The sequence below is a fragment of the Methylobacterium sp. J-088 genome (genome assembly GCF_022829295.1).
Classification (GTDB): domain Bacteria; phylum Pseudomonadota; class Alphaproteobacteria; order Rhizobiales; family Beijerinckiaceae; genus Methylobacterium.
Genome location: NZ_JAKSYH010000251.1, coordinates 61502 through 86828 on the forward strand (window position 1 = coordinate 61502; position 25327 = coordinate 86828).

26 protein-coding genes and 1 pseudogene are annotated in these 25327 nt (G+C 68.9%); 16 read left to right on the forward strand and 11 right to left on the reverse strand.

The genetic code is table 11. From position 1 onward, the window contains the following. Positions 1 to 203: 203 nt before the first annotated feature. Positions 204 to 470: a hypothetical protein gene (locus MKK63_RS27350; RefSeq protein ID WP_244007090.1), complete on the forward strand. Its 267-nt coding sequence runs from the start codon at positions 204 to 206 to the stop codon at positions 468 to 470. Between the two features lie 97 nt (positions 471 to 567). Here MKK63_RS27350 and MKK63_RS27355 read toward each other — a convergent pair whose 3' ends face one another. After that, entirely contained in the window at positions 568 to 1500 is a 933-nt protein-coding gene (locus MKK63_RS27355) for a 50S ribosomal protein L11 methyltransferase (protein WP_244007092.1), read from the reverse strand. Between the two features lie 916 nt (positions 1501 to 2416). On the opposite strand from MKK63_RS27355, the gene modA reads away from it, so the two are divergent. Next, a complete protein-coding gene (modA, locus tag MKK63_RS27360) occupies positions 2417 to 3232 on the forward strand; it encodes a molybdate ABC transporter substrate-binding protein (protein ID WP_244007093.1) in 816 nt (271 codons plus the stop codon). A 16-nt stretch (positions 3233 to 3248) separates the two neighbouring features. Then, entirely contained in the window at positions 3249 to 3941 is a 693-nt protein-coding gene (gene modB, locus MKK63_RS27365; protein ID WP_244007094.1) for a molybdate ABC transporter permease subunit, read from the forward strand. A 48-nt stretch (positions 3942 to 3989) separates the two neighbouring features. Here the strand turns inward: modB and MKK63_RS27370 are convergent, their stop codons facing one another. Next, the gene (locus MKK63_RS27370) at positions 3990 to 4673 is read right to left on the reverse strand and encodes a glutathione S-transferase family protein (RefSeq protein ID WP_244007095.1); all 684 of its coding nucleotides are present in this window, start codon (positions 4671 to 4673) and stop codon (positions 3990 to 3992) included. A gap of 419 nt (positions 4674 to 5092) precedes the next feature. Between MKK63_RS27370 and modC the strand changes: the two genes are divergently transcribed. The 6 genes and pseudogenes from modC to MKK63_RS27400 all read left to right on the forward strand — a co-directional run bounded on the left by modC (position 5093) and on the right by MKK63_RS27400 (position 9940). Further along, positions 5093 to 6196 carry a molybdenum ABC transporter ATP-binding protein gene (modC, locus tag MKK63_RS27375; protein ID WP_244007096.1) on the forward strand — a complete coding sequence of 368 codons (1104 nt, stop codon included), beginning with the start codon at positions 5093 to 5095 and terminating at the stop codon, positions 6194 to 6196. Between the two features lie 118 nt (positions 6197 to 6314). Continuing rightward, positions 6315 to 6761, forward strand: coding sequence for a TadE/TadG family type IV pilus assembly protein (locus MKK63_RS27380; protein WP_244007097.1), 447 nt, complete (start codon positions 6315 to 6317; stop codon positions 6759 to 6761). Next, complete coding sequence (locus MKK63_RS27385) at positions 6758 to 8404, forward strand: TadG family pilus assembly protein (protein ID WP_244007098.1); 1647 nt, start codon at positions 6758 to 6760, stop codon at positions 8402 to 8404. Before MKK63_RS27380 ends, MKK63_RS27385 begins: the two co-directional genes overlap by 4 nt. A 322-nt stretch (positions 8405 to 8726) precedes the next feature. Further along, positions 8727 to 8861, forward strand: a pseudogene (locus MKK63_RS27390) (hypothetical protein); the annotation flags it as partial. A 60-nt stretch (positions 8862 to 8921) separates the two neighbouring features. Next, positions 8922 to 9389: a DUF1348 family protein gene (locus MKK63_RS27395; protein WP_244007100.1), complete on the forward strand. Its 468-nt coding sequence runs from the start codon at positions 8922 to 8924 to the stop codon at positions 9387 to 9389. 5 nt (positions 9390 to 9394) lie between these two features. Beyond that, the gene (locus tag MKK63_RS27400) at positions 9395 to 9940 is read left to right on the forward strand and encodes a TetR/AcrR family transcriptional regulator (protein WP_244007102.1); all 546 of its coding nucleotides are present in this window, start codon (positions 9395 to 9397) and stop codon (positions 9938 to 9940) included. Between the two features lie 556 nt (positions 9941 to 10496). Here MKK63_RS27400 and MKK63_RS27405 read toward each other — a convergent pair. Together MKK63_RS27405 and MKK63_RS27410 are read right to left on the reverse strand one after the other, a co-directional pair. Further along, positions 10497 to 11657, reverse strand: a complete 1161-nt coding sequence (locus MKK63_RS27405) for a M20 aminoacylase family protein (protein WP_244007104.1) — start codon at positions 11655 to 11657, stop codon at positions 10497 to 10499. A 3-nt stretch (positions 11658 to 11660) separates the two neighbouring features. Then, positions 11661 to 12923: a GNAT family N-acetyltransferase gene (locus MKK63_RS27410; protein ID WP_244007106.1), complete on the reverse strand. Its 1263-nt coding sequence runs from the start codon at positions 12921 to 12923 to the stop codon at positions 11661 to 11663. Between the two features lie 131 nt (positions 12924 to 13054). Between MKK63_RS27410 and MKK63_RS27415 the strand changes: the two genes are divergently transcribed. Further along, the gene (locus tag MKK63_RS27415) at positions 13055 to 13462 is read left to right on the forward strand and encodes a hypothetical protein (protein ID WP_244007108.1); all 408 of its coding nucleotides are present in this window, start codon (positions 13055 to 13057) and stop codon (positions 13460 to 13462) included. Positions 13463 to 13572: 110 nt separating this feature from the next. On the opposite strand, the gene MKK63_RS27420 is transcribed toward MKK63_RS27415, so the two are convergent. The 3 genes from MKK63_RS27420 to MKK63_RS27430 are packed head-to-tail and all read right to left on the reverse strand — an operon-like array spanning position 13573 to position 15277. Then, entirely contained in the window at positions 13573 to 14019 is a 447-nt protein-coding gene (locus MKK63_RS27420) for a lysozyme inhibitor LprI family protein (RefSeq protein WP_244007109.1), read from the reverse strand. Between the two features lie 35 nt (positions 14020 to 14054). Continuing rightward, complete coding sequence (locus tag MKK63_RS27425) at positions 14055 to 14801, reverse strand: glycerophosphodiester phosphodiesterase family protein (RefSeq protein ID WP_244007110.1); 747 nt, start codon at positions 14799 to 14801, stop codon at positions 14055 to 14057. A 2-nt stretch (positions 14802 to 14803) separates the two neighbouring features. Next, positions 14804 to 15277 (reverse strand): RidA family protein, encoded by a 474-nt coding sequence (locus tag MKK63_RS27430; protein ID WP_244007111.1) that lies wholly within the window; start codon positions 15275 to 15277, stop codon positions 14804 to 14806. 270 nt (positions 15278 to 15547) lie between these two features. On the opposite strand from MKK63_RS27430, the gene MKK63_RS27435 reads away from it, so the two are divergent. The 4 genes from MKK63_RS27435 to MKK63_RS27450 all read left to right on the forward strand — a co-directional run bounded on the left by MKK63_RS27435 (position 15548) and on the right by MKK63_RS27450 (position 20539). Then, positions 15548 to 16738, forward strand: a complete 1191-nt coding sequence (locus MKK63_RS27435; RefSeq protein WP_244007112.1) for an aspartate aminotransferase family protein — start codon at positions 15548 to 15550, stop codon at positions 16736 to 16738. A gap of 168 nt (positions 16739 to 16906) precedes the next feature. Next, complete coding sequence (argF, locus tag MKK63_RS27440; RefSeq protein WP_244007113.1) at positions 16907 to 17887, forward strand: ornithine carbamoyltransferase; 981 nt, start codon at positions 16907 to 16909, stop codon at positions 17885 to 17887. A 244-nt stretch (positions 17888 to 18131) separates the two neighbouring features. Next, positions 18132 to 19148, forward strand: coding sequence for an Hsp33 family molecular chaperone (locus MKK63_RS27445; RefSeq protein WP_244007114.1), 1017 nt, complete (start codon positions 18132 to 18134; stop codon positions 19146 to 19148). Positions 19149 to 19318: 170 nt separating this feature from the next. After that, positions 19319 to 20539 (forward strand): hypothetical protein, encoded by a 1221-nt coding sequence (locus MKK63_RS27450; protein WP_244007116.1) that lies wholly within the window; start codon positions 19319 to 19321, stop codon positions 20537 to 20539. A gap of 44 nt (positions 20540 to 20583) precedes the next feature. Here MKK63_RS27450 and speG read toward each other — a convergent pair whose 3' ends face one another. The 3 genes from speG to apaG are packed head-to-tail and all read right to left on the reverse strand — an operon-like array spanning position 20584 to position 22743. Further along, complete coding sequence (gene speG, locus MKK63_RS27455; protein ID WP_267427545.1) at positions 20584 to 21132, reverse strand: spermidine N1-acetyltransferase; 549 nt, start codon at positions 21130 to 21132, stop codon at positions 20584 to 20586. Between the two features lie 14 nt (positions 21133 to 21146). Continuing rightward, entirely contained in the window at positions 21147 to 22316 is a 1170-nt protein-coding gene (gene argE, locus MKK63_RS27460) for an acetylornithine deacetylase (RefSeq protein WP_244007120.1), read from the reverse strand. Positions 22317 to 22350: 34 nt separating this feature from the next. Beyond that, on the reverse strand, positions 22351 to 22743 hold the full coding sequence (gene apaG, locus MKK63_RS27465) for a Co2+/Mg2+ efflux protein ApaG (RefSeq protein ID WP_243920488.1): 393 nt from the start codon (positions 22741 to 22743) through the stop codon (positions 22351 to 22353). 274 nt (positions 22744 to 23017) lie between these two features. On the opposite strand from apaG, the gene MKK63_RS27470 reads away from it, so the two are divergent. Next, positions 23018 to 24142, forward strand: a complete 1125-nt coding sequence (locus tag MKK63_RS27470; RefSeq protein WP_244007122.1) for a 2'-deoxycytidine 5'-triphosphate deaminase — start codon at positions 23018 to 23020, stop codon at positions 24140 to 24142. A 33-nt stretch (positions 24143 to 24175) separates the two neighbouring features. Continuing rightward, positions 24176 to 24637 carry an Lrp/AsnC family transcriptional regulator gene (locus MKK63_RS27475; protein WP_244007124.1) on the forward strand — a complete coding sequence of 154 codons (462 nt, stop codon included), beginning with the start codon at positions 24176 to 24178 and terminating at the stop codon, positions 24635 to 24637. 15 nt (positions 24638 to 24652) lie between these two features. On the opposite strand, the gene MKK63_RS27480 is transcribed toward MKK63_RS27475, so the two are convergent. Beyond that, entirely contained in the window at positions 24653 to 25174 is a 522-nt protein-coding gene (locus MKK63_RS27480; RefSeq protein ID WP_244007128.1) for a cysteine dioxygenase family protein, read from the reverse strand. Positions 25175 to 25327: the final 153 nt, after the last annotated feature.

Consider the following 25327-nt stretch of genomic DNA (forward strand, 5'->3'; position numbering starts at 1 on the left):
GGGTAGAGCGCTCGCCGCCGGCATGGCAACCGACCCGGCATCGGGAATGCAGGGTGAGGGCGCGCACGATGCCCGTACAGGTTGTCAGACGGCACCCGTCATGCAGCGCGCAGCCCAGCAATGGCTGGCCCGCATACCTTATTCAACATGAAAAAATCGCGAACAATCTTATCACGCCGTGGGTTTTGGCCTATCTCGGGATCATGGCACGTCGCGTTTACTACCGGATCAGCGACAGAGCGGATGGCTGCTTCGACGCCATCGTGACGGTCGAACCCGATACTGTCGTTCGCCGGGAGGGCTTCGCGTCGCTCGCGGAGGTCGAGGAGTGGATCGAGGGCCTGCGTGTCCTGATGGCGGCGCTCGGCGCGCCGGTGTCGCAGTGCTTCCAGGATTCGACCCCGCCGGAGCCGGCCGAGGCCGGATCCGACCGTGTCTGCCCGCCCGGCAAGGTCCGCGCCGCGCGCTGAGGGCGCGGGCAGCGATCAGAGATACTCCGCGGGGACATAACGGGTCGAGGACTGGCTCAGACCTTACGCGGGCCGATCGTGCCCGCCTGCGCGCGGTTCAGCGCTGAAGGCGTCGCACGGGGCGCGCGGCCGCGCCGCCGCGCATCAGCACGAGGGCGACCCAGCCCTCGATCAGACCGCGGCGCACGAGGGCGAAGCCCTGGTGTCGGTAAGCCGAGAGGACGCCCGGGACATCGCGCTCGATCAGGCCGGACAGAACCAATACGCCGCCGGGGGCCACCACCCGCGTCAGCGAGGGGGCGAGGAGTCGCAGCGGCCCCGCCAGGATGTTGGCGAAAACCAGATCGAAATGACGCGGACGGGCAGCGAGGCGGTGGCGCACACCGGGGCCGAGATAGAGCTTGAGATAGGGGCCGAGACCGTTGGCGCGGGCGTTCTCGCGGGCCGTGAGCACCGCCTCCGCGTCGAGATCCCCGGCCACGATCGGCTGTCGCAACGCCTTGGCGGCCGCGAAGGCCAGGATCCCGGTGCCCGTGCCGACGTCGAGGATATGGGCCGGCCGCCGCCGTTTCAGCACCTGAACCAGCGCCCGCAGGCAGCCGAGCGTCGTACCGTGGTGCCCCGTGCCGAAGGCCAGCGCCGCCTCGATCTCGATCGGCAGATCGTTGGCGCGCACCGCATCCCTGTCGTGCGAGCCGTGAACGATAAAGCGCCCGGCCCGGACGGGCTTCAGCCCCTCCAGCGAGGCCCGCACCCAATCCTGCTGGTCGATCGTACGAAATTCCGCCGCGTCGGCGGCGTCGCCGATCACCGGCCGGATCAGCGCGCGGACGTAGTCTTCATCGGGTGCATCCGCGAAATAGGCTTCGAGCCGCCACGTGCGTCCGTCCGCATCCTCGAAGGCCGCGACGGCGGTCTCGGTGGGATCGAACATCTCGCCCAGAAGATCCGTCATGGCCCGCGCCGAGCGCTCGTCGGTCAGCAGGCACAGGACGTGGGACGGGCGATGGGGCGGCAAACCTTCCAGCATGGGTCCGGGCTGTAACGCCGACGCGCGCGACATCACAGGGGGCAAGCGGATGCCGACGCGAAAAAACCGACGCCGCCGGGCGGGACCGGCCCGTGCCCTCACGGTCGCGGCGCGATTTGTTGCGCGGGAGACACAAGCGGCAATACTCATTTCGTTGATGTTCTAAATCACTATCTCGGTCCGGAATGTATGATTAGACAGTCTCGGCTTCCCAAAGCCAGACCCCTCAACTCCGGCACGCCACTCATTCGTGAGTTGGCGCGCCAGTTTTGGCAGGCACGCATAGTCGATGACCGCCCCCTTCTTCATCAGTGCCGCACTTGCCTGTGCCACCACGTGCGCCGCGTGGCTGTGGGCACTCGTCGTGGCGGCCGGCATGACCCCGCTGCCGGAGGCCGGATCGCCTGAGCGGCGCGACCTCCGGACCTGGTGAAAGACCGGACCACGAATCGCCACCGCGCACGCACAGCAATGCGGCATCGTGCGCACACGTTAACCACAGGCGACCGCGCAACCGAGCGGAACCCGCTTCGCGGAGCGACGTTTTCGGCCGGCTTTCGACGTGAAACGCGATGAAGCAGGGTGCGTACCGCGTGACCAAGTCCAGACGTTCCGGCCGCTTCGGGCCCGTGGTCGTCGCCGAGCCGTCGGCGCCTGCGCGGCCGCCGCGTGAACGGCTCTTCGGCGGCCCGACACCCGATGGGCCACTGCCGGGGCACCTTCTCGTCCTGCTGAGCCGCCTGCATCGCGCGGAAAATGCTCCGAAAGAGCCCCGCGACCCGGCGCATGGCTGAACGCCGCACGCGCGCACGTCGCCGGGCAGGGCACCGGTTCTTGGCCGGGCATCAAGCGGCGTTTATGCTCCCCGTCATACCCGGCCGGATATAGCGGACGGCGACAAAGGGGACCTTCGGCCATGCGCCCGACCCGACGCATCCTCGTGGCGCTCCCCCTCGGGGCTCTGGCGTTCGGCTCAGCGCCCCACGCCGCGCGGGCGGGAGATCCCGTCGTGGTGTTCGCTGCGGCCAGCCTCAAGGACGCGCTGGACGATGCGACCGCGGCTTGGGCGAAGGAAACCGGGAAGTCCGTACGGATCTCCTATGCGGGCTCGAACACCCTCGCGAAGCAGATCGAGGCGGGCGCGCCCGCCGACCTGTTCATCTCGGCGGACCAAGCCTGGATGGATGATGTGGCCCGGGCCGGCCTGCTGAAGCCGGGCTCGCGGGTCGACCTGCTGCGCAACGCGCTGGTTCTGATCGCCCCAGGCCCGAAGACAGAAGATTCCGATCCCCGGGTCGCGCTGGCTCCGGATCTCGGCACGACGCTGACCAAACTGCTCGGCAGCGGCAAGCTCGCTATGGCGACGATCGATGCCGTCCCGGCCGGCCGGTACGGCAAGGCCGCCCTGGAGAAGCTGGGCGCCTGGGAAGCCGTGAAGGGGCAAGTGGCCCAGGCCGACAATGTGCGCGCGGCCCTTCTGCTGGTCGCCCGGGGCGAAGCACCGCTCGGCATCGTCTACGCCACCGACGCGGCCGCCGATCCCAGCGTGCAGGTGCTGGCGACCTTCCCGCCCGACAGCCATCCGCCGATCGTCTACCCGGCGGCCGTCATCCAGGACGCGCGTAACCCCGATGCCGCGGTCCTGTTGCGCAATCTGCGCGGCCCGGCGGCTCGAAGCGCCTTCGAGCGCCAGGGCTTCTCGGTGGTCGAGGCCCCCGCTGCCGGCCGGTAGCGGGTGGAGCCCCGCCATGCTGGACCTGACCCCGGCGGAGTGGACCGCCGTCGCCCTGAGCCTCAAGGTGGCCTCAGTCGCGACGCTCGCGAGCCTCGGGCCCGGCCTCGCGACCGCATGGCTCCTGGCCCGGCGCCGCTTTCCAGGGCGCGCGCTCCTCGACGGGCTGGTTCACCTGCCGCTGATCCTGCCCCCTGTGGTGACCGGCTACCTGCTGCTCCTGGCCTTCGGCCGTCGGGGCCCGGTCGGAAGCCTGTTGGCGGAGATCGGGGTCGTCCTGGCGTTCCGCTGGACCGGGGCGGCTTTGGCCTGCGCGATCATGGGTTTCCCGCTGATGGTGCGGGCCATGCGGCTGTCGATCGAGGCTGTGGATCGCCGGATCGAGCAGGCGGCCGGGACGCTGGGCGCGAGCCCTCTGTTGGTCTTCCTCACCGTCACGCTGCCGCTCAGCCTGCCGGGCTGCATCGCGGGTGCCGTGCTGGCCTTCGCCAAGGCGATGGGGGAATTCGGCGCCACCATCACCTTCGTGTCGAACATCCCGGGCGAGACCCAGACGTTGCCCTCGGCCATCTATACGCTGACCCAGGTTCCGGGCGGGGAGGGGCCGGCGCTCCGCCTCACCCTGGTGTCGATCGCCATCTCGGTGACGGCGCTGCTCGCCTCCGAGTTCCTGGCCAATCGGCTGGGACGAAAGCTGGGCGCGGGCTAGATGGCTACTTCCGTCCCGCCCCTCTCTCAGCCCGCGGCGCGCGCCGTATCACCCGGTCGGCGGCGATCCGCCGGTGCCGGCATACGCGTAGGGACCGCCCGCCTCCAGGGCCCGGCGATAAGCGGGGCGCGCGTGGATACGCTCCAGCCATGCCAGGACCCGCGGCCCCGCCCCGGTGCCGCGGGCCGCGAACGCCTCCAGCGGGAAGCTCATCATGATATCGGCGGCGGTGAAATCCGCGCCGCAGACATAGGGACCATCGGCGAGTTCCGCCTCCCAGAACGCTGCATGCCGCCGCAGGTCGGGATCGACGAAGCCACGCAGTACCGTCCCGGTGATCCGGCGAACGAGGGGTCGCAGCAGCCACGGGCTACCCGGCGCAAGGCGGGAAAAGATCAGCTTCAGCAGGAGCGGCGGCATCGCCGACCCTTCCGCGTAATGCAACCAATAGATGTAGCGCCTGCGGGCCTCCGTCCCGGCCACCGGCACCAGGGCGCCCCCCGCCGTCTCGGTCAGGTAGGCGACGATCGCCCCGGTCTCCGCGACAACGACCCCGTTGTCGGTGATCACGGGCGCCTTGCCCAACGGGTGGATGGCGACGAGGTCCGGCGGCGCCCGCATGGTTCGGGGATCGCGCGCATAGCGCTTCACCGTGTAGGCCAGCCCGAGTTCCTCCAGCAGCCAGAGCACACGCTGCGAGCGGCTGTTTTCGAGATGATGGACCGTGATCATCGCGATTCTGTCCCCGCTGGAGCGCTCTCCGCCGAAGCGGGCACCGGTTCGGCCCAAGAGGGCGCGTCACCTCAAGAGGTGAGTGCCGCGCACGATTGCAACGCGCACCGTACACGACACACGTCTCCAGACAGGTTGGCACGCGCGACCGGCCCCCTCTCGCGCGCGGGAGAGGGTTGGGGTGAGGGACGAGAACCCACAGGATCGAGCGCACTCTCGAGGCGCCGACAGGGGATGCCTCGTGCTGAAAGTTCGCATCCCTCACCCGGCTCTCTGCGAAAGCAGACCTGTCCCGCATGGCAGAGGGGACCCGCGCCTCACTCGGCGACGGTGGCACTGTCGTTTAACGTGTCCAACGTGATCGGGTACGACGCCAACGCAGGACCACGCCGCCCGGTTGGTTACCCGAGTCGCTGCGCGTGAGCATCCAGGTCGACGTCACCCTGCGCCGCGGCGCCTTCGCGCTCGACGCGGCCTTCGAGGCCGGGCCGGGTCTGACGGCGCTGTTCGGGCGCTCGGGCTCAGGCAAGACCACGCTGATCGACCTGATCGCCGGGCTCGCCCGGCCCGATCGAGGTCGGATCGTCGTGGACGGCACCACGCTGGTCGATACGGGCATCGGCCTCTTCCTGCCGCCCCATCGCCGACGGGTGGGCGTGGTGTTCCAGGACGCGCGGCTGTTTCCGCATCTCAGCGTGCGAACCAACCTCGCCTACGGTCGCGTCTTTGCCCGCCACCGGGCCGACCCCGCGCATGTCGAGGCGGTGGTCGGCATGCTCGGCATCGGTCACCTGCTCGATCGCCGGCCCGCCGGGCTCTCCGGCGGCGAGCGCCAGCGGGTCGCCATCGGACGGGCGCTCCTGGCCCGGCCGCGCCTCCTGCTGATGGACGAGCCCCTCGCGGCCCTGGACGAGACCCGCAAGGCCGAGATCCTCCCCGCGATCGAGCGCCTGCGCGACGAGGCCGGCGTGCCGATCGTCTATGTGAGTCACGCGGTTTCGGAGGTCGCGCGACTCGCCACCACGGTCGTCGTGCTGGAGGCGGGCCGCGTGGCCGCCGCCGGACCCGCGGAAGCGATCCTGCGCCGGGCCGATCTCGCGCCGGTCCACGACGCCGAAGCCGGCGCACTGCTGGACATGGTGGTGGAGGCGATCGATCCGGACACCGGCCTCACGCGCCTCACCGGCGCTGCGGGGCGCCTGCTGGTGCCGGGGCTGGCGCGCCCGGTCGGGACGCGTTTGCGCGTGCGTATCCCCGCCCGCGACGTGCTGATCGCGACCGCACCGCCCCAGGGCCTCAGCGCGCGCAACATCCTGGCCGGTCGAATCAGCGGAATGAGCGCTTCGGGCACCGAAATGGCCGTGGAGATCGCTTGCCACGACGCGCATCTCGTCGCGCGCATTACCCGGGCGGCCGTCCGCGATCTCGGGCTCGCGATCGGACAGCCGGTCCACGCCATCGTCAAAAGCGTTGCGTTCGACCCGGCCGGGATCGGCGAGCTGCGCGCGTCTGTCGCAATCTGACGCGGCTGAATACCGTTATTTACCGCGTTCTTATTTTGAATACACAACCCTTGGTTAGGATTCGAGCGCCACGATAGATTGAAAGGGAAAATCGAGCACAACTCTCAGAGGTAGACCGATGGGCATCAGACGCCTGCTCCATCGCCCGACAACCACCAGACTCGCCTGCCGCAGCGGCAGTTCCGCGGTGGAGTTCGCCCTCGTGGCACCGCTGCTCCTGGTGCTCTTCGCCGGGATCGGCATGCTCGGGATCTGCCTCGGCGCGGCCCACAACCTGCGCCAGATCGCTGCGGAAGCGGCGCGCGCGTCGGTGGCCGGCATCACCGACACGGAGCGTGCGACCCTCGCGCAGAACACCGTGAACCGCAGCCTGAGCACGGGCGCGATGTTCCGGCCGGGCAGCGTTGCCGTGCAGGTCGGATCCGACCCCAACGACGCGACGATCTACACCGTCACGCTCTCCGCCAACACCGCCTCCCTGGGCATCAACGCCTTTTCGAGCCTGCTCCCGATGCTGCCCACCATCCTTCGCAGCACCATCAGCGTGCGGAAGGGGGGTCTGTGATCGGCTGGATCCGGAACCGGTTGCGCCGCTTCGGCACGGCGCGCGGCGGCAACGTTGCGATTCTCGTGGCGCTCGGCAGCACGTTCCTGTTGGCGGCCGGCGCCGTCGGGGTCGATCTGGGCCTCGTGTTCCAGGAACGGCGCAAGGCGCAGGCGGCGGCCGACATCGCCGCGATGATGGGGGCGATCGATCCGACCCAGGCCAACACGATGGCGCGCCGATCGCTGGGCGACAACGGCTACGGCAGCGCGGTCGCCACGGTGGATCCCGGCACCTACGACGCGAGCGTACCAGGGGTTGCACCTGCCAACCGCTTTCACCCGGGGTCGAGCCCGGCCAACGCCGTTCGGGTCGGGCTGTCGACGGCGGTACCGATCACCTTCGGACGGACAATCGGGCTTGCCGGGTCGATTCCGCTCCGGGTCGTCGGGACCGCCGCCAGCGCGCAATTCGCGGCCTTCAGCATCGGATCGGGCACGCTGCAAGTCAGCAACGGCATCACCAATGCCCTGCTCGGTGCGATGCTCGGCGCACAGCTGTCGCTGAGCGTCAGCGACTACAATGCCCTGCTCGGCACGCGCGTCGACGGGCTGCGGGTTCTCGATGCCCTGGCGACGAGCCTGAATCTGGCAGCGGCGAACTACACCGACCTCGCGCAGGCCAATGCCAGCGTCGGGCAGGTCCTGATGGCGCTTCGGGTCGCCGCGCAAGGCAACAGCGGCGCGGTCAATGCCCTGACGGGCATCCTGAACGCGCTGCCGAATGCCGGTCCCACGGTCCCGATCGGCCAAGTGGATCCCCTCGGCGACGCCGCAGCGCTGGCGCCTCAGAGGGGTCTCGCTGGCGCCTCGGTCGATGTGATGAGTGTCCTGGGCGCCACCGCCGCGCTGGCGAATGGCCAGACGCAGATCTCGGTCGATCTGGGGGCCACGATCCCGGGCCTTCTCTCCACCCGCCTGACCGTGGCGATCGGCGAGCGCCGCCGCAGCTCGGGCTGGGTCCGGCCGGGGGGGCCGAACGCGACCATCCAGACGGCGCAGACCCGGCTGCTGATCGAGGCCACGGCCTCTGCCCCCCTCGGTTTGGGAACGCTCACGATACCCATCTACGCCGAGGTCGCACCCGCGCAGGCGACGCTCCAGGCGCTGAGCTGCATCGGCGGCGCGCGTCAGGTCACGATCAGCGCCCAGACCGGCCTCGCAACCCTGGCAGTGGCCAACGTCGCGCGCAGCGCCATCACCGGCGGCAGCACCGGTCCGAACCTGTCGCAGCCGGCGACCCTGATCGCGCTCCTGCTCCCTCCGGTGAGCGTGACGGGACGTGCCGTGGCGACCATCGGATCGACCACACAGACCCTCGTCTTCAACGAGGCCGACATCGCCAATCATACGGTGAAAACGGTGTCGTCGACCGGTCTGACCCAGTCCCTCACCGGCAGCCTGCTGAACAGCCTGACGTTGAACATCAACCCGATCGGCCTGGGCCCGCTGCTGCAGACGCCGCTCAGCGCGACCTTCGCCGCCCTGACGCCGGCCCTTGACCTCGTGCTGGACAGCACCCTCCGGAGCCTCGGCCTGCACCTCGGCTACGCGGATATCGACATCGACGGCGTGCTCTGCAGCCAGGCCGTGCTGGTCCAGTGAGGCCCGGACGCGGCTAGCCGATCTGCGTCAGCAGCGTGAACGCACCGAAGAGCAGCACGGCGCCGACCGACACGGCCAGCAGGATGAGCGCGGTGCGCGATTCCCGTACTTCCGGCGACATGGGCCTGCCCGATCTCACTGCCTCGTGGCTCGCGATCCCGCGAAACGCCGAGATACGCACCGAAGCCGCCGCCTGTCGACTTGCATCGGAGCCGCGCGCCCGACAGCTTGGCGGATCTGACGCTGCGTTTGACCGAACCCGGCGCGCGATGCGGACCGATATCGCCTTTGTCTCGGAGGGCCGCACCTTGCGCGGTCGGTCACCGAGACAGCCCTGACCCTCGGTTACGCGAGCCTGAGCGCCTTCGCGGGCATGTTCCGCAGACAGGTCGGAGCCTCACCCTCGGCGTTCCGGGCCGAAGGCCGACGATCACGGGTAAGCGTAGAAATCGTTTGACAGGCGGCACGGCGGGCGGCCAGCTTGTACCGATCGGTACAAACGCTGGAGACCCGAACGATGTCCGACCGTCCGCCCCTTCCCCCCTTCACCGCCGAGACCGCCGCCCAGAAGGCCCGCATGGCCGAGGATGCCTGGAACGGGCGCGATCCCGAGCGTGTCTCGCTCGCCTACACGCCGGACAGCGTCTGGCGGAACCGCAGCGAGTTCCTGACCGGGCGCCAAGCCATCGTGGCGTTCCTCGCGCGCAAGTGGGCGCAGGAACGCGAGTACCGCCTGATCAAGGAGGTCTGGACCTTCGGCGGCGATCGGATCGCGGTGCGCTTCGCCTACGAGTGGCACGATGCGGAGGGGCGGTGGTTCCGCTCCTACGGCAACGAGAACTGGGCGTTCGACGCCCACGGCCTGATGCGGCGCCGGATCGCCAGCATCAACGATCTGGCGATCACCGAATCCGACCGGATATTTTACTGGCCGCTCGGCCGCCGGCCCGACGATCATCCAGGCCTCACCGATCTCGGCCTCTGACCGCGGTGACCGGCCGGGCCGAAACGCTCCAGAGGCTCGCGGAGGTGTTTCGCGAGCACGGCTACGAGGGGGCCAGCCTCGCAACGATCAGCCGAGCCACCGGCCTCGGAAAGGGGAGCCTGTACAACCTCTTCCCCGGCGGGAAGGCCGAGATGGCGGCCTGCGTGCTGGCAGAGATCGACGGGTGGTTCGAGGCCAACCTCTACGCACCCCTCCGTGAGGCGAGACAACCCGCCGAGGCGGTGTCGACCATGTTCGACGCGGTCGAGACCTATTTTCGCTCCGGCCGGCGGGTCTGCCTCGTGGGGGTCGTGGCGCTCGGCTCGGAGCGCGACCGCTTCGGCGAGGCGGTGCGGAGCTACTTTGCGCGCTGGGTTGCGGCCCTGGCCGTTGCCCTGGAACGGTCGGGCCGTGACGCGGCGGGGAGCATAGCCCTGGCGGAGGAGATCGTCGTCCAGATCCAGGGGGCCATCGTTCTGGCCCGTGCCCTCAACGAACCGGCGGTCTTCGCGCGGGCGATGGCGGCGCTGCGGATCAAGGCCGCAGCATAGCAAACGCGGAGATTAAGGGCCTCAATTCGCTCTCCTCGTGGCTCCGGGCTTCACAGGTTTGGGGCTTGAGGCTGATGACGGAGCACGACCGCCCCCCTCTCCCGTGCGGGGAAGGGTTGGGGTGAGGGCTGAGAAGCGTCAGAACTGAACACGCCATCGACGTGCGGTCAGGAGGAGTCTCTTTCGGAAGGTTCTCGTCCCTCACCCGGCTCTCTGCGAGTGCAGACCTCTCCCGCTCGGGAGAGGGCCCCGCGCCCCTTCAAGCTTGCGCCTCAGCCCGCCGAGACATCAAACCTGCTTAGCCCGCAGCCACGAGGGGAAGGAGCAGGAGGTGAGGGTCGTGCAGGATCGAGCGCTACGGTGCCATCTGCACCACCCCCACCCCTGACCCCTCCCCACAAGGGGGAGGGGAAACGCGCAGATCCGTCAGGATGTGAACCTCGACTGAGATGTCGGGACCGATCACCTGCACGCGTCAGGGGGGCAGGGCACGCGTGGCAGGAACCGACACGCGAACGTCGTAGAAGACACCGCGCCGCCGCGGTGTCCCCGAGCCTCACGCGGCTGTGCGGCGCTCGACCATCCGGGCCAGGAACGCGCTGCCGACCGGGATGATCGAATCATCGAAGTTGTAGCCGGCATTGTGCAGGCCGGGGCCCGGATTGGCGCCAAGCCAGACATAGGCACCGGGCACCGCCATGGTCATGTCGGCGAAATCCTCGCTGCCCATCTTGGGCGTGACGTTCGGCTCGACCTTGTCGGCCCCAAGCAGTTCAGTCGCGATTTCGGTGGCGGCGGCAGCCTGCTCCGGGGCGTTCTCCAGAACGGAGAACACGTCCTGCAAATCGACCGTGACCTCGGCGCCGTAAGCCGTGCCGAAGCCCGCCGCCAGCTCGCGCATGCGCGTGCCGGCGAGCGCCCGGATCTCCGGGTCGAAGGTGCGGATCGTCCCGGCGAGGTGCGCGGTCTCCGGGATGACGTTGTAGGCCGAGCCGGCCTCGATCCGGGTGATCGACAGCACGATCGACTTCAGTGGATCGGCGTTGCGCGACACGATCGATTGCAGCGCCTGGGCGAGGCCGGTGGCGACGATGATCGGATCGGTGCCCCGGTGCGGCTGGGCGGCGTGGATGCCCTTGCCGCGGATGTGGATGTCGAAGAAGTCGGCCGCCGCCATGATCGGCCCGGGCCGCAGCTTGATCGTGCCGGCGCCGCCCCCCGGCTGGTTGTGCAGGCCGTAGATCTCGTCGCAGGGGAATTTTTCGAAGAGCCCGTCCTTCAGCATGGCCCGGGCGCCGCCGCGGCCCTCCTCGGCGGGCTGGAACACGAACACCGCGGTGCCGTCGAAGTTGCGCGTCTCCGCAAGGTAGCGGGCGGCGCCGAGCAGCATCGTGGTGTGGCCGTCATGGCCGCAGGCGTGCATCTTGCCCGCATAGGTCGAGCGGTAGGGGAGATTGGTCTCCTCCTCAATCGGCAGGGCGTCCATGTCGGCCCGCAGGCCGATCCGGCGCCCGTTATCGGTGCGGCCCTTGAGCAGGCCGACCACCCCGGTGCCGCCGATTCCGCGATGCACCTCGCAGCCCAGCGTCTCCAGCATGTCGGCGACGATGCCGGACGTGCGCACCTCCTCGAAACCGAGCTCCGGATGGGCATGGAGGTCCCGGCGCAGAGCCGTCAGCTCGTCGGCATAGGCTTTGATGTGGTCGATCGGACTCATGTTTCAGGTACTCTCGGGGGAAGCTGTCGTGGCAGGCTCCACGCCGTCACAGGAGGCGCCATCGTCCGTCCGTCGGTACGGTGTCAAGGTATCGAGAACGTCCACCGCCTCGGCGACGTGGGCGCGTTCCCGCTGCAAGTAATCGGCCACGGCGCGGCGGAGCGCCGGGTCGGCGATGTCGTGGGCCGAGTGCATCAGCACCGGCCGATAGCCGCGGGCGAGCTTATGCTCCCCCTGCGCCCCCGCCTCGACCCGCTTCAGGCCCCTGCGAATCGCAAAATCGATCGCCTGATAGTAGCAGACCTCGAAATGCAGGAACGGGATGTCCTCGATGCAGCCCCAGTTGCGGCCATAAAGCGCCGTATCGCCGATCAGGTTGATGGCCCCGGCGATATAGTCGCCTGCACGTTTGGCCATCACGAGCAGCACCCGGTCGGCCATACGCTCCGACAACAGCGTGAAGAACTTCCGATTGAGGTAGGGCCGGCCCCATTTCCGGGAGCCCGTGTCCGTGTAGAACGCATAGAACGCATCCCAGTGGGCCTCGGTGATGTCCGCGCCGGTCAGGTGCTCAACCGTGATGCCGGGGGCCAGCGCGTCGCGGCGCTCCTTGCGGATGTTCTTGCGCTTCCGGGAGGCCAGGGCTGCGAGGAAGTCGTCGAACGTGGCGTAGCCATCGTTCTCCCAGTGGAACTGCTGGTCGGTGCGTTGCAGGAAGCCCGCGGCGCCGGCCCGGTCCCACTCGGCCTCGGGCATGAAAGTCACGTGGATCGAGGAGGCCTTGGTCTCGCCCCGCAACGCGCGAAGCCCCGCGACGAGACCGGCCGTGGCCTCGTCCGGATCGGCCCCCGGCGCGATCAGGAAACGCGGACCGGTGACGGGCGTGAACGGGATGCTGACCTGGAGCTTCGGATAATAGGATCCGCCGGCGCGCTCGTAGGCGTCGGCCCAGCCGTGGTCGAACACGTATTCGCCCTGGCTGTGCGATTTCAGGTAGCAGGGCACGACGCCGAGCCGCTCGCCATCACGCTCCACCGAGACGTGGAGGGGTAGCCAGCCGGTCCGGCGCGAGACGCAGCCGGAATCCTCAAGCGCCGACAGGAAGGCGTGGGAGACGAACGGGTTGTGGGTCTCGTCGCCCGCCGCCAAGGTCTCGGCGGAGAAGGCGCAGGCATCCCACTCCGCCGCGCCGATCTCCTTCAGTCCGGGCAGCGCCCGCACGGTGAGCGTGGGGGTTTCCGGCGTCGGCCCGGGTGCTTGTTTCATAGGACCGAGTCTAATCCCTGTCCGGGCAGGAGCAAGCGGGCGGATGCGCGCGGCGGGGTAGCCGCCCTTGTCAGACGGGGGCGGACGTCACACCATCCGGTCTTGAGAATCCGGGACCGAAGTGCATCACCATGACCCGGCACGCCGCAGACCTCGCGATCCATACGGGCACCGACCGGCATCCACCGGACGATTTCGCCGAGGACGTGCTGTGCGAGATGAGCAATCTCGACTCGCAGGATACCAACGTCCCCGGCACGATCTTCGTCTCGACCGCGCTCGGTTCCCACGGGCCGCGCGTGAAGTGGTATCCCGGCCGGGCCGGGCGGATGCTGCCTTGCCTGATCGTTTCCATCGAAGCGGATCCGAAGGTCCGGGAGGATTTCGTCCGGACGCCGGCTTCCCGGGCGGCTGCGCCACTGGTCGTCGCTTGGGTGCGCTTGAACCATGCCGCGCTTCTAAATTTCTGGGCGAACGGCGCATCGTGGAGTCGCCGCGAGGTCTCGGCCTTCCTCGATAGCCTGCACAAGCTTCCGTGAGGCTCGTTACGGCACACGCCCTTCTCCCGGACAGGTGAAGCGCCAGCGGAACCTGATCCGGGAACGAGCATAAGAAGCGCCGCGCCAGCGCATCCCGGCCGCCATACCGTTCACTCGGTCATCTGACCGACGCAGGAAATCTCGTCCGACTTGCAGCTGAGATACCCTTTGAGGACCTTGATCCGCTGATCGGTCAGCCCCTTCCGGCAGCCGTCGTATTCCATCGAATAGGCGGAGCCGCCCTCAAGGCCCATCGTCTCCAGGGCGCAGGTCGCGTCGCGGAACGGCAGCCAGGCCTTCTGCGCCGCCCGCAGGCCGTCCTTCGCCTTCGGGCCGATCTTCTTCATCAGCTGGCCATAGACGGTATTCAGCGCCTGATCGGCGGTCCCGTAATCGGCCGCCGCGCATTCGTTGAGATCGGCCTGGGTGGAGCCCTCGCACGGTCCGGCGGCCGAAGCGGGGGCCGCCGCGAGCAGGAGCACGGCTATGGCCGCCGCCCCGCAGAACCGGACGCATTGCGGCTGCATCTCAGTGGAATCGCGTGTGACGGTTTGCATCGAAAGAGCTCGAATCGGATGATCCGTAGGAAAATTTACGGCACGAAGCCCTCGAACACCATCTGGTCCGCATGCGCGCCCGCGCGGGTGCGCTGATCCTCGGTCCGGACCGTCCAGGCCATCACGGGGATCTGCCCGAGCAGCCGGCACAGGAAGGTCGGCGCACAGGGCAGGTCGTCCACCCGCCAGGACAGGAAGTCGGGACGGGTCTCGGCGAAATGCAGAAGGTCGGAGAGTGCCCGGCGCAGGCTCGGCGGCAGCGCCGCGTAGACCGGGTCGTCCTGCGTCGTCTCCGCCACGATCCCCCGGGGGATCGTCGGGCACAGGGCGCGCAGGGCCGCGACCACCTGCGGATCGAAGGATTTCAATGCCACCGGCCCGTCATAGGCGGCCGCAACCTCCGCGGCACGGGTGGCGAGCCGCAGGTCGCCGTCGTAGCGGGACTTCACCTCGACCACCACGGGCACCGCCCCGCCGATGGCCGCCAGGAAGGCCTGCAGGGTCGGGATCGTCTCCGCGGTCCCGGCGATCGAAAGAGTGCCGAGATCGGCGGCCGAGCGCTCCGACACCGCCTCGCTCGCCTGCGTGAGGCGCCCCAGCGCAGCGTCGTGAAACACCATCGCCTCGCCGTCGCGGCTGAGCTGCACGTCGCATTCGATGGCGAAGCCGCCCGCAACCGCCGCCCGGGCCGCGGCCAGCGTGTTCTCCGGCCGGCCCGCAGCCCGGTCGTGCAGCCCGCGATGGGCGATCGGCCGCGCGGTCAGCCAGTCGGGGGCCGCCACCGTCAGCGGACCTCGAATAGCGCCTCGACCTCGACGGCGGCGTCGAGGGGGAGTTCGGCGACGCCGACCGTGGAGCGGGCGTGGCGGCCCCGGTCGCCCAGCAGCTCGACCATGAGGTCGGAGGCGCCGTTCATGACCCCGGCCACCGCCGAGAAGCCCGGCGCCGCGTTGATGAAGCCGCCGAGCCGCACGCACTGGACCAGAGCGCGGTCGAGATCGCCCACCGCGGCCTCGAGCTGGGCGAGAATGTTCAGGGCGCAGAGCCGGGCCGCGTCCTTGCCCGCCTCCGCCGAAACGTTGCCGCCGACCTTACCCTTGTGCTCGGCCGCGATGGTGCCGTCGGCACCGAAGCAGATCTGCCCGGAGATTACCACGAGGTTGCCGGTGCGAACGAACGGCACGTAATTGGCCACCGGCGCTGCCGCCTTCGGCAGGGTGAGACCGAGCGTCTGCAGGCGTTCCTTGATCGCGCTCATCGCAGGCTCCGTCGCTGATCCAAATCCGCCGGAGCAGGAGCATGGCCGGACCCTTTCAGGCAAGGGGTGCCGCCCATGCGACGGGTAGAATTTGGGTGTTCCGAAGCATCGCGCAGACCTGCCGCGCGGGTGCGGTGAACATTGAATCGTTGACAGGACCGCACGCTTTCATAGTAATCGCGCGCGTGCCGCCCCTGACTGAGGCGGCACTTTCATTTGGAGCCGGCTAACGCTTGCTCCGGGATCGATCGATAAACGGAGATGGGACCCGTGACGTCAGCCCTTCTGCCGACTTATGTCCGCGCGCCGCTCGCCTTCGAGCGCGGCGAAGGCGCTTGGCTCGTGACGGAGGGCGGCGAGCGATACCTCGATTTCGGCGCCGGCATCGCGGTCAACGCGCTGGGCCACGCCCATCCCCACCTCGTCGGCGCGCTGACCGAACAGGCGAATCGGATCTGGCACACCTCGAACCTGTTCGAGATCCCCGGGGGCGAACGCCTCGGCCAGCGCTTCGTGGAGGCGACGTTCGCCGACGTGGTGTTCTTCTGCAACTCGGGGGCCGAGGCCAACGAGGCGGCGATCAAGATCGCCCGGAAGTACCACGCGGTCGGCGGCCATCCGGAGCGCTACCGCATCGTCACCTTCGCGGGCGCCTTCCACGGGCGGACGCTGGCGACGCTCGCGGCCGGCGGCCAGCAGAAATACATGGAGGGCTTCGGGCCCAAGGTGGAGGGGTTCGATCAGGTCCCCGCCGGCGACTGGGCGGCCCTCGAGGCGGTGATCGGACCGGAGACGGCCGCGCTGATGATCGAGCCGATCCAGGGCGAGGGCGGCGTGCGGGTGATCCCCCACGCCGATCTCCGGCGCCTGCGCGAACTCTGCGATGCCAACGGCCTGCTCCTGATCATGGACGAGGTCCAGACCGGCATCGGCCGCACCGGCAAGCTGTTCGCCCATGAATGGTCGGGCATCACCCCGGACATCATGAGCGCCGCCAAGGGCATCGGCGGCGGCTTTCCGATGGGCGCCTGCCTCGCCACGCGCGAGGCCGCTCGCGGCATGACTGCGGGAACGCACGGCACCACCTTCGGTGGCAACCCGCTCGCCATGGCGGTGGGCAACGCGGTGCTGGACGTGGTGCTGGGCGAGGGCTTCCTCGATCAGGTGGCCCATTCCGGCCTGCTGCTCAAGCAGAAGCTCGCAGCACTTCGCGATCGGCATCCGCACGTCTTCGAAGAGATCCGCGGCGAGGGGCTGATGCTCGGGCTCAAGCTCGGCGTGCCGAACACCGACTTCGCCGCCGCGGCGCGCAACGTGCATCTGCTGGTGATCCCGGCGGGCGACAACATCGTCCGCCTGCTGCCGCCGCTGACCATCGGCGCGGCCGAGATCGACGCGGCGGTCCAGCGCCTGGACGCAGCCGCATCCGAATTCGAGGCCGTGCGCGGCGCGGCCGAGTAGGCCCGAGCCCGGGACCCGTGAACACCGCCCGCCGCCCCGCGGCGGGTGGCCCGAAGCGTTTCCGGACACGGTCGATTCCGCCGTGCCTGACGGAAATGCCCCTACAAGGAGGTAGAGTACGGTTCATGATCAGGTGATCGTTGAGCGGACTCTAGTTATTGTGACGCGATGAAAGCCCAGATGAACGGCCGGGCGAAGGCCCAGGCCCCGCACCCGAATAGTGCCGGCCCCCGTCATTTCCTCGACCTCAAGGATTTCTCCGGGGCGGAGCTGCGCCGGGTCCTCGATGCCAGCGCCGCGATCAAGGCGGTACGCCGGAAAGGCGAGCGCGCCGCCGAGCGCCCGCTCACGGGCAAGACCCTGGCGATGGTGTTCGACCGACCCTCGACCCGAACCCGCGTCTCCTTCGACATGGCGATGCGCGAGCTCGGCGGCGAGACGCTGATGCTCACGGGTTCCGAGATGCAGCTCGGCCGGGGCGAGACCATCGGCGACACCGCGCAGGTGTTGTCGCGCTTCGTCGACGCGATCATGATCCGCATCCTCGATCACGGGCAGATGCTGGAGTTGGCCGAACACGCCACCGTGCCGGTGATCAACGCGCTGACCAAGATCTCGCATCCCTGCCAGATCATGGCGGACGTGCTGACCTTTGAGGAGCATCGCGGACCGATCGAGGGCCGGACCGTGGCGTGGTCGGGGGATGCCAACAACGTGCTGGAGAGCTGGGTCCACGCGGCGGCCCGGTTCGATTTCACCCTCAACGTGGCGAGCCCGCCGGAACTGGCACCGCCGGCCGCGCTGATCGCCTGGGCCACGCAGGAGGGCGCCAGGCTCAACGTCACCACGGATGCCTTCGCGGCCGTGGACGGCGCGGATGCGGTCGTCACCGATTGCTGGGTCTCGATGGGTGACGACGACGAGGCCCACCGGCACAACCTGCTGAGCCCCTATCAGGTCAACGCCAAGCTGATGGCGGCGGCCAAGCCGGACGCGGTCTTCATGCATTGCCTGCCGGCCCATCGCGGCGAGGAGGTGACCGCCGAGGTGATGGACGGCCCCCGCTCCGTGGTGTTCGACGAGGCGGAGAACCGCCTGCATGCGCAGAAGGGCATCTTGGCTTGGTGCCTGCGCGCGGGCGGGCTCTGAGTCCGGGCTCGCGCCCGCGGCTCGGGCGCACCATATAGCACTGGGCGGGCGGCACGCGCGGCCCGTATCCCCATCACGGCTGCCGACAGGCGGCATCCCGGCGACGGGCGTGGCGCAGCGCGCCCGTTCTGCCGCAGGGTCCGGGCGGGGTGAGGGATCGCCCCGCGCAGGTCAGCCCCTCACGACGTTCGGCTCGCTGCGATGACGGATCCCCGTCTCGCCGGGCAAATCGATCGGAGAGGGCATGACCTCAGGAACCCCAACACAATCGCTCGCCAGCAACGGTCATGCGGGCGACGACGATGCCGTGCTGCCCTTCGCCGTAGAAGCACTGGATGTGCGCGGGCGTATCGTCCGGCTTGGGCCTGCCGTCGACACGATCCTGCGCCGGCACGGCTATCCGGACCCGGTGGCGCGCCTGCTCGGCGAGGCGGCGGCGCTGACCGTGCTGCTCGGCTCCTCCCTGAAATTCGAGGGCCGCTTTCAGCTCCAGACCAAGACCGACGGTCCGGTGGCGATGATCGTGGTCGACTTCGAGGCGCCCGATCGCCTGCGCGCCACCGCGCGGTTTGACGCCGAGCGCGTCACCGCCCTGGGCTCCGGCCCGCTCAAGGATGCCGACCTGATCGGCGCCGGGCACCTTGCCATGACCATCGACCAGGGTACCACCACCAGCCGCTACCAGGGCGTCGTCGCCCTCGAGGGGCAGAGCCTGGAGGAGGCCGCCCACCAGTATTTCCGACAGTCCGAGCAGATCCCGACCGAGGTCCGCCTCGCGGTGGCCGAGGCCGTGGAGGAGGGGGCAGGGCATTGGCGGGCCGGAGGCCTGCTCGTGCAGTTCCTGCCGCAATCGATCGATCGCGCCCGCCTCGCCGATCTGCCGCCCGGCGACATCCCGGAGGGGCACCTGCACCTGTCGGGTGAGGCACCCGAGGATGACGCCTGGGTTGAGGCGCGTTCCCTGGTCAACACGATCGAGGATCACGAACTGGTCGATCCCAATCTGTCGAGCGAGCGCTTGCTCTACCGGCTGTTCCACGAGCGTGGCGTGCGGGTATTCGACCGTCAGCCGGTAAAGGAGACTTGCCGCTGCTCCCACGAGCGCGTGCTGGGCATGATCCGCTCGTTTTCCCCTCAGGAGCGGCACGACATGGTGGCGGATGACGGCCGCATCGTCATCACCTGTGAATTCTGCTCCCGGCGCTACGATCTCGATCCGCAGATGGTCGAGGCTGAGATCGCCGACCAGCCGAAACAGTAGAAACCGGCCCGATCGCCGATCAGGGAGGATTTCCTCGCCTATCAACGGTCAAGCTTATCTCGCGAAACGCAGAAATATCGGTATTCGTTGCGCGAATTTTTCGTACACTTGGCCAGAACCGTTTTCAGACCTTCGACGTTGCGTGGCAGATTCAACATTGGAGGAACGCCATGCGGAGAGTGTCGATCGGTTTGGCCGCGCTGCTGATGAGCACCTCGGTCTACGCGCAACAGCCGGGCGGGGCCGAGCGGGGACCTGGAACGGCCGGCCGCGGGGGCCAGGGCAGCGCCGAGTCGAGCATGAAGTCCGGCGCCGGGGGCGACCGGATGGTTGGTGGCGAGCGCGGCGGCATGCAGAGCAGCGAAGCCGCCGACCGGAATGCCGGCCCGGCTCAGGCCGAGCGGGGCCGTAGATCCGGCGGCGAGGGCCGGACCGCGCAGGACCGCGAGCAGGGCAGCCGCGGCAATCGCGCCAGCGCTGAGCGAGGCGACCGCGATAATGCTCGGACCGCCGACCGGAATACCCGCGGAGACCGCGACGGCGCCCGCGCTGAGCGCGGTGATCGCCGGGGCGACCGCGTCGATGTCCGCGCGAACACTGATGTCTTCAGCCGGACCGACGTGCGCTCGAGACGGGTTGAGGGCGGCTTACGCCGCGAGGGCCGATTCGTGTTCATCGGCGGCCGCCGGATCGTGTACGGTTCGCCCGAGTACCGCCGACTCCTTGTTACCGAGAATCGCGGCCCGCGGGAGCGCTACGTGGTCATCCGCGGTCAGCGCGTCCTGTACGGCTCGCCGGAGTATCGCCGTCTCGTCAGCGTCCGCGAGACTGGCCCCCGCGCCCGCTACGTGGTGGTTCGCGGCCAGCGGGTCCTCTACGGCTCCCCCAAGTATCGCCGCCTCGTCACGGTGCAGGAGGAGCGCTTCGTGACGATCCACGGCCGGCGGGTCCGTTACGGTTCGGATGAGTATCGTCGCCTCAGCGGCGGGACTGCCGTCAGCGCGAGCTTCCGCTCGGAGCAGCGCGCGGGCGCCCGGTTCGATAATGGCGGTGAGCGGGATCGGGACGCCATCCGCAACGCCTCGCGGATTGAGGGTCGCGACAACGGCCGTAACGCCGGACGGACAGATCGCGGGAACGAACGGGGCATGGAGCGTAACGCTAAGCGCAACGGCCGGAACGACGGCATGCGCAACAGCGAGATGCACGGCAACCAGCAGGACGGCATCCGAAACGCCTCCGACCGCGGCAACGCGCAGGGTGGCATGAAGTCCGGCGCGGAGGGTGGCCGGACGGGCGGTGAGCGCGGCGGCATGCAAGGCAATGCCAACGGCTCTGGCAACATGGGCGGCGGGCGGACCGGAAGTCAGCCGGGTGACGGGCGCAACTGATCGGGCCAGAATTATCCTAGGGAGGGGCTATCCGAGCCCCTCCCTTAAACTTTCAGCACCGGTTCCGCGATGTCGCCGCCGCCGCGAGCCCTGAGATAATCCGGCTGGAACAGGCACATCCGCACGGCGTCGCGATAGCGCCCGTTCACGAAGAACTCGTCCTTCAGCACCCCCTCGGGGTGGAAGCCGCAACGCTCGTAGATGCGCACGGCCCGGGCGTTCTCGCGATCGACGTGCAAGTAGAGCTTGTGGATGTTGAGCACGCTGAACGCGTAATCCATGGCGATCCGGGTCGCCTGCCACGCGTAGCCCCGGCCCTGGAAGCCCGGGTGGATCGCGATCTGAAACTCGCAGCGTCGGTGCAGGTGGTTGATCTCCACCAACTCGATCAGCCCGGCCGGCTCACCGCTCGGATCGGCCACGATGAAGCGGCGCTCGCCCTGATTGTGGATGTTGCGCTCGTAGAGCTGCTGCAGTTCGGCGAAGGACTCGTAGGCCTCCTCGAACCAGTAGCGCATGATGCTGTCGTTGTTGTTGAGCTGGTGGACGAAGCGCAGGTCCTCCCTCTCCAGCGGCCGCAGCTTGATGGTGATGTCGGTGAGCGCCTTCATGACGCGCAGGCTCCGATCAGGTCGCGCAGGAACCGCTCGCCCTGGCCGAGGGCGTCCAGGGTGATGAATTCGTCGGGTTGATGCGCCTGGGCAATGTCGCCGGGGCCGCAGACGACGGTCGGGAGCCCCGCCGCCTGGAACTGGCCGGCCTCGGTGGCGTAGGGCACCGCCACGGTGCGGTTGCGCCCGGCGAGCCGCAGGCACAGCCGCTCCGCCGCCGAGCCCGGATCGGGGGCGAGGCCCGGGATGTCGACCTCCTCCAGCGTCTCGATCCGCCCGAAATCGCCGTAGCGGTTGAGCCGCTCCCGAATCACCCGCTCCACCTCTTGGGCAAAGAGCCGTGGGATCTCGGCCGGGTTGAGGTCCGGTAGGCCGCGATACTCCCAATGGAAGCGGCATTCCTTGGCGATGATGTTGCGGGCAGTTCCGCCCCGGATCGTCCCGACATGGACCGTGGTGGCGGCCGGATCGAACCGGCCGGATGCGTCACCCCGCTCGATCATCAGGTCGGCGATCCGGTTGAGCCCGGCCACCAGTTCGCAGGCGGCCGACACGGCATTGGCCCCAAGCGCGGGCCGGGCCGAATGGGCCTCGCGGCCATGCACGGTGGTGAGGCAGGTTACGATGCTCTTGTGCGCGTCCGCCACCTCAAGGCCGGTCGGCTCGCCGACGATCACCGCAGCGGGCCGGGGCAGGTCCTTGCCGAAACGGACGATCCCGTCCATCGAGCCGAGGCAGGTGGTCTCCTCGTCGTAGGAAAGCAGGATGTGGATCGGCCGCTTCAGGTCGGCCGCCAGCATGTCGGGCACCAGGGCGAGCGCGAGGGAGTCGAACCCCTTCATGTCGACGGCACCCCGCCCGTAGGCCCGGCCGTCGGCAACGCGCAGGGTGAACGGGTCGGTGCTCCAGGCCTGCCCCGCCACCGGCACCACGTCGGTATGGCCGGAGAGCACAACGCCGCCGTCGACCATCGGGCCGATCGTGGCGAGGATAGCCGCCTTGTCGCCGGCGGCGTTCGGCAGGTGCAGGTACGGCACGCCCCACCCGTCCAGGTAGGCGCAGACCGAATCGATCAGGGCGAGATTGGACTTGTCGCTCTCGGTGTCGAACGACACGAGGCGGGCCAGCATGTCGAGCGGGCTCAGCCGCTCGCCGGTCGCAGGCATGGGTTCCTCCGGGGCGAGGCCCCAGGCCAGGGCCTCAATGCAGGCTGCGGCGGACGTGCGGGCTGTCGAGGGAGAAGGCGGGGATCTCAGCCTCGAAGCTCTCACCGGCCACCGTCGCCATGGTGTAGCTGCCGGCCATCAACCCGTCGGGCGTGTTGAGCGGGCATCCGCTCGTGTAGCAGAAGGACTCGCCGGGCTCCAGCACGGGCTGTTTGCCGACCACGCCTGTGCCACGCACCTCTTGGCAGGAGCCGTGCCCGTCGATGATGCGCCAGTGGCGCGAGCGGAGCTGGACCTGCTCGCTACCGTTGTTCACGATCTCGACCGTATAGGCAAAGAAATAGCGACTCTCACCCGGCGAAGATTCCTCTTCGACGAAGCGAGACTGGACGGTGACACTAATTCCCCGCGTCTCGGCCTTGTACATCGCCCTATTTGGCCCTTCTTGCGGACGGTACGATTCGCGAAGCAGAATGAAACGCGGTTCCTGCGCCGTGGTAGTTGGCTGTGGAATCCCCGTCAATTGCGGCTGACTACCTCGCGCGGCCACGAAGCGCGCACGGGTCCGCTGCTTCGGCCTGTCCTATTTCGGCTACGCTGTGATGGGGGGAGGGACCGGTTAAGGCCGCGTTAGCCAGTCCCGGAGGAAAACGGAGGCGGACGCGGACCGGCCGGCGGCGCGCAAGAGAGGTATAGGCGCGATGACAGCGGGTGCAGCCACGGACGGGTCCCATGCGGACGCCGGCAGCCGAAGCGGCATCCTGCCGGCTCAGGCCATCGCGGCGCTGGCGCGGGCGGGCGGGATCCGCACCGGGAGCCCGTTCGCGGCCGATCAGATTCAGCCGGCCAGCATCGACCTGCGCCTCGGCGACACCGCCTACCGGGTGCGCACGAGCTTCCTGCCGGGGGCCGGCCGCACGGTGCAGGCCTGCGTCGAACGCCTGGCCCTGCACACGATCGACCTGCGGCCGGGCGCGGTTCTCGAGACCGGCTGCGTCTACATCGCGGAGTTGCAGGAGCGTCTGGCGCTGCCCGGCGACCTCGCAGCGGCGGCCAATCCCAAAAGCTCCACCGGGCGCATCGATGTGTTCACCCGCGTGATCACCGACCGGGGCGAGGCCTTCGATCAGGTCGAGCCAGGCTATGACGGCCCACTCTACGCCGAGATTTCGCCGCGCACCTTCCCGGTCTTGGTCCGCACCGGCTCGCGCCTGTCCCAGATTCGCTTCCGCCGCGGGGCGCCGCGGCTGAACGAGACCGAGCTCGGCCTGCTCCACGCCCGCTCGGCCCTGGTCGATGTGGGCAATCCGTCCCTCCAGGGGGGCGTGGCGGTCTCGGTCGACCTCGCCGGGTTCGACGGGTTGATCGGCTACCGGGCGAAGCGCCACACCGGGCTCGTGGATGTCGACGCCCCCGGTCGCCATCGCGCGGCCGACTTCTGGGAGCCGCTGGCGGCCGACGGATCGGGCAGCCTGATCCTTGATCCCGGCCAGTTCTACATCCTGGCCTCCAAGGAGGCCGTGCAGGTCCCGCCGGACCACGCCGCCGAGATGGTGCCGTTCGATCCCCTGGTCGGCGAGTTCCGGGTCCATTATGCGGGCTTCTTCGATCCGGGCTTCGGCTATGCCGGGGCGGGGGGCGCAGGGGCGCGCGCCGTGCTGGAGGTGCGCTCGCGCGACGTGCCGTTCCTGCTGGAGGATGGCCAGATCGTCGGCCGCCTCGTCTACGAGCGCATGCTCGACGTGCCGGAGACCCTCTATGGCGCGGGCGCCGGCTCGAACTATCAGGCGCAGGGGCTCAAGCTCTCGAAGCACTTCGTCCTGTAGCGCTGGGACCCGCGGGACAGGAGCCTGGATCGCATGGACGCGGTGGACCGGAAGATCCTGGACATCCTCCAACAGGACGCGACGCTGCCCGTGGCCGAGCTCGCCGAGCGGGTCGGCATCAGCGCCGCGCCGTGCTGGCGCCGGGTGAAGAAGCTCGAAGCCTCCGGGGTGATCCGCGGCCGGGTCGCGCTGGTCGACCGCCGCAAGGTCAACGTGCCGACGACGGTGTTCGTGGCTGTGAAGGCGCCGCGCCACGCCGCCGACTGGTCCGAGGCGTTCCGCAGGATCGTGGCCGACTTCCCGGAGATCGTCGAGGCGTGGCGCCTGACCGGCGAGATCGATTATCTGCTGCGCATCGTTGTGCCCGACATCGAGGCCTACGACGCCGTCTATCAGCGGCTCATTGCCAAGCTCGAGTTTTCGAACCTGTCGTCCTCCATCGCCATGGAGGAGATGAAGTACACGACCGCGGTCCCGACGCTTTACGTGGGGTGAGGCAGAAGTGACGCCTCAGCCCGCGGCAATTTCGTAGGTCCGGTGGATCGAAGAAGCCTGGGCCCGGTGATCGTAGCCGTAGACGTGGATCGAGACCGCAGCCTCCGGCCCGTCATTGGCGATCCGGTGCAGGTTCGGCCCTGAGGGCATCATACAGGCGACGAAGCCGGGTTGGCGGACGGTGTCCAGGGTCGCGACCGCATGCGTGGCGCTGATCGGCCGATACCACGTCTCACGCAGCGAACCGCGCAGCAGCCCGAAGCAGCACGAGCAGTGATGATCGTGCACCGGCGTCACCGTGCCGGGCGCCCACACCATCGCCCACACGCTGATCGTCTCGGTACCGAACAGCAGGTTGCGGCTGAGGCCCTCGCCCTGGCCGACGAGGCGGGACGGATCGAGGAGTTCCGGCCGGGACAGGAGCCGCAACAGCGTCTTCCGCGCGGCGGCGAGATAGGCCTCCGGCGCATGACGCGCCGACACCGCAAGATCTGTCATCATCGCCGCAACTTCAGCGGAGGTGACCGAATGCGCCATGTCAGATCTCCTTCGCTGCATCCCTCGCAGCGATGGCTATCGTATCGCGGACGTTCCGCCGCGTGTTTGCGTTGTTTCCGCGACTGACCGAGGACGGCGCAATCGAATTGCGTAGCCGGCGGCTTTCGAGAAACGTCATTGCGCGACCCGGTG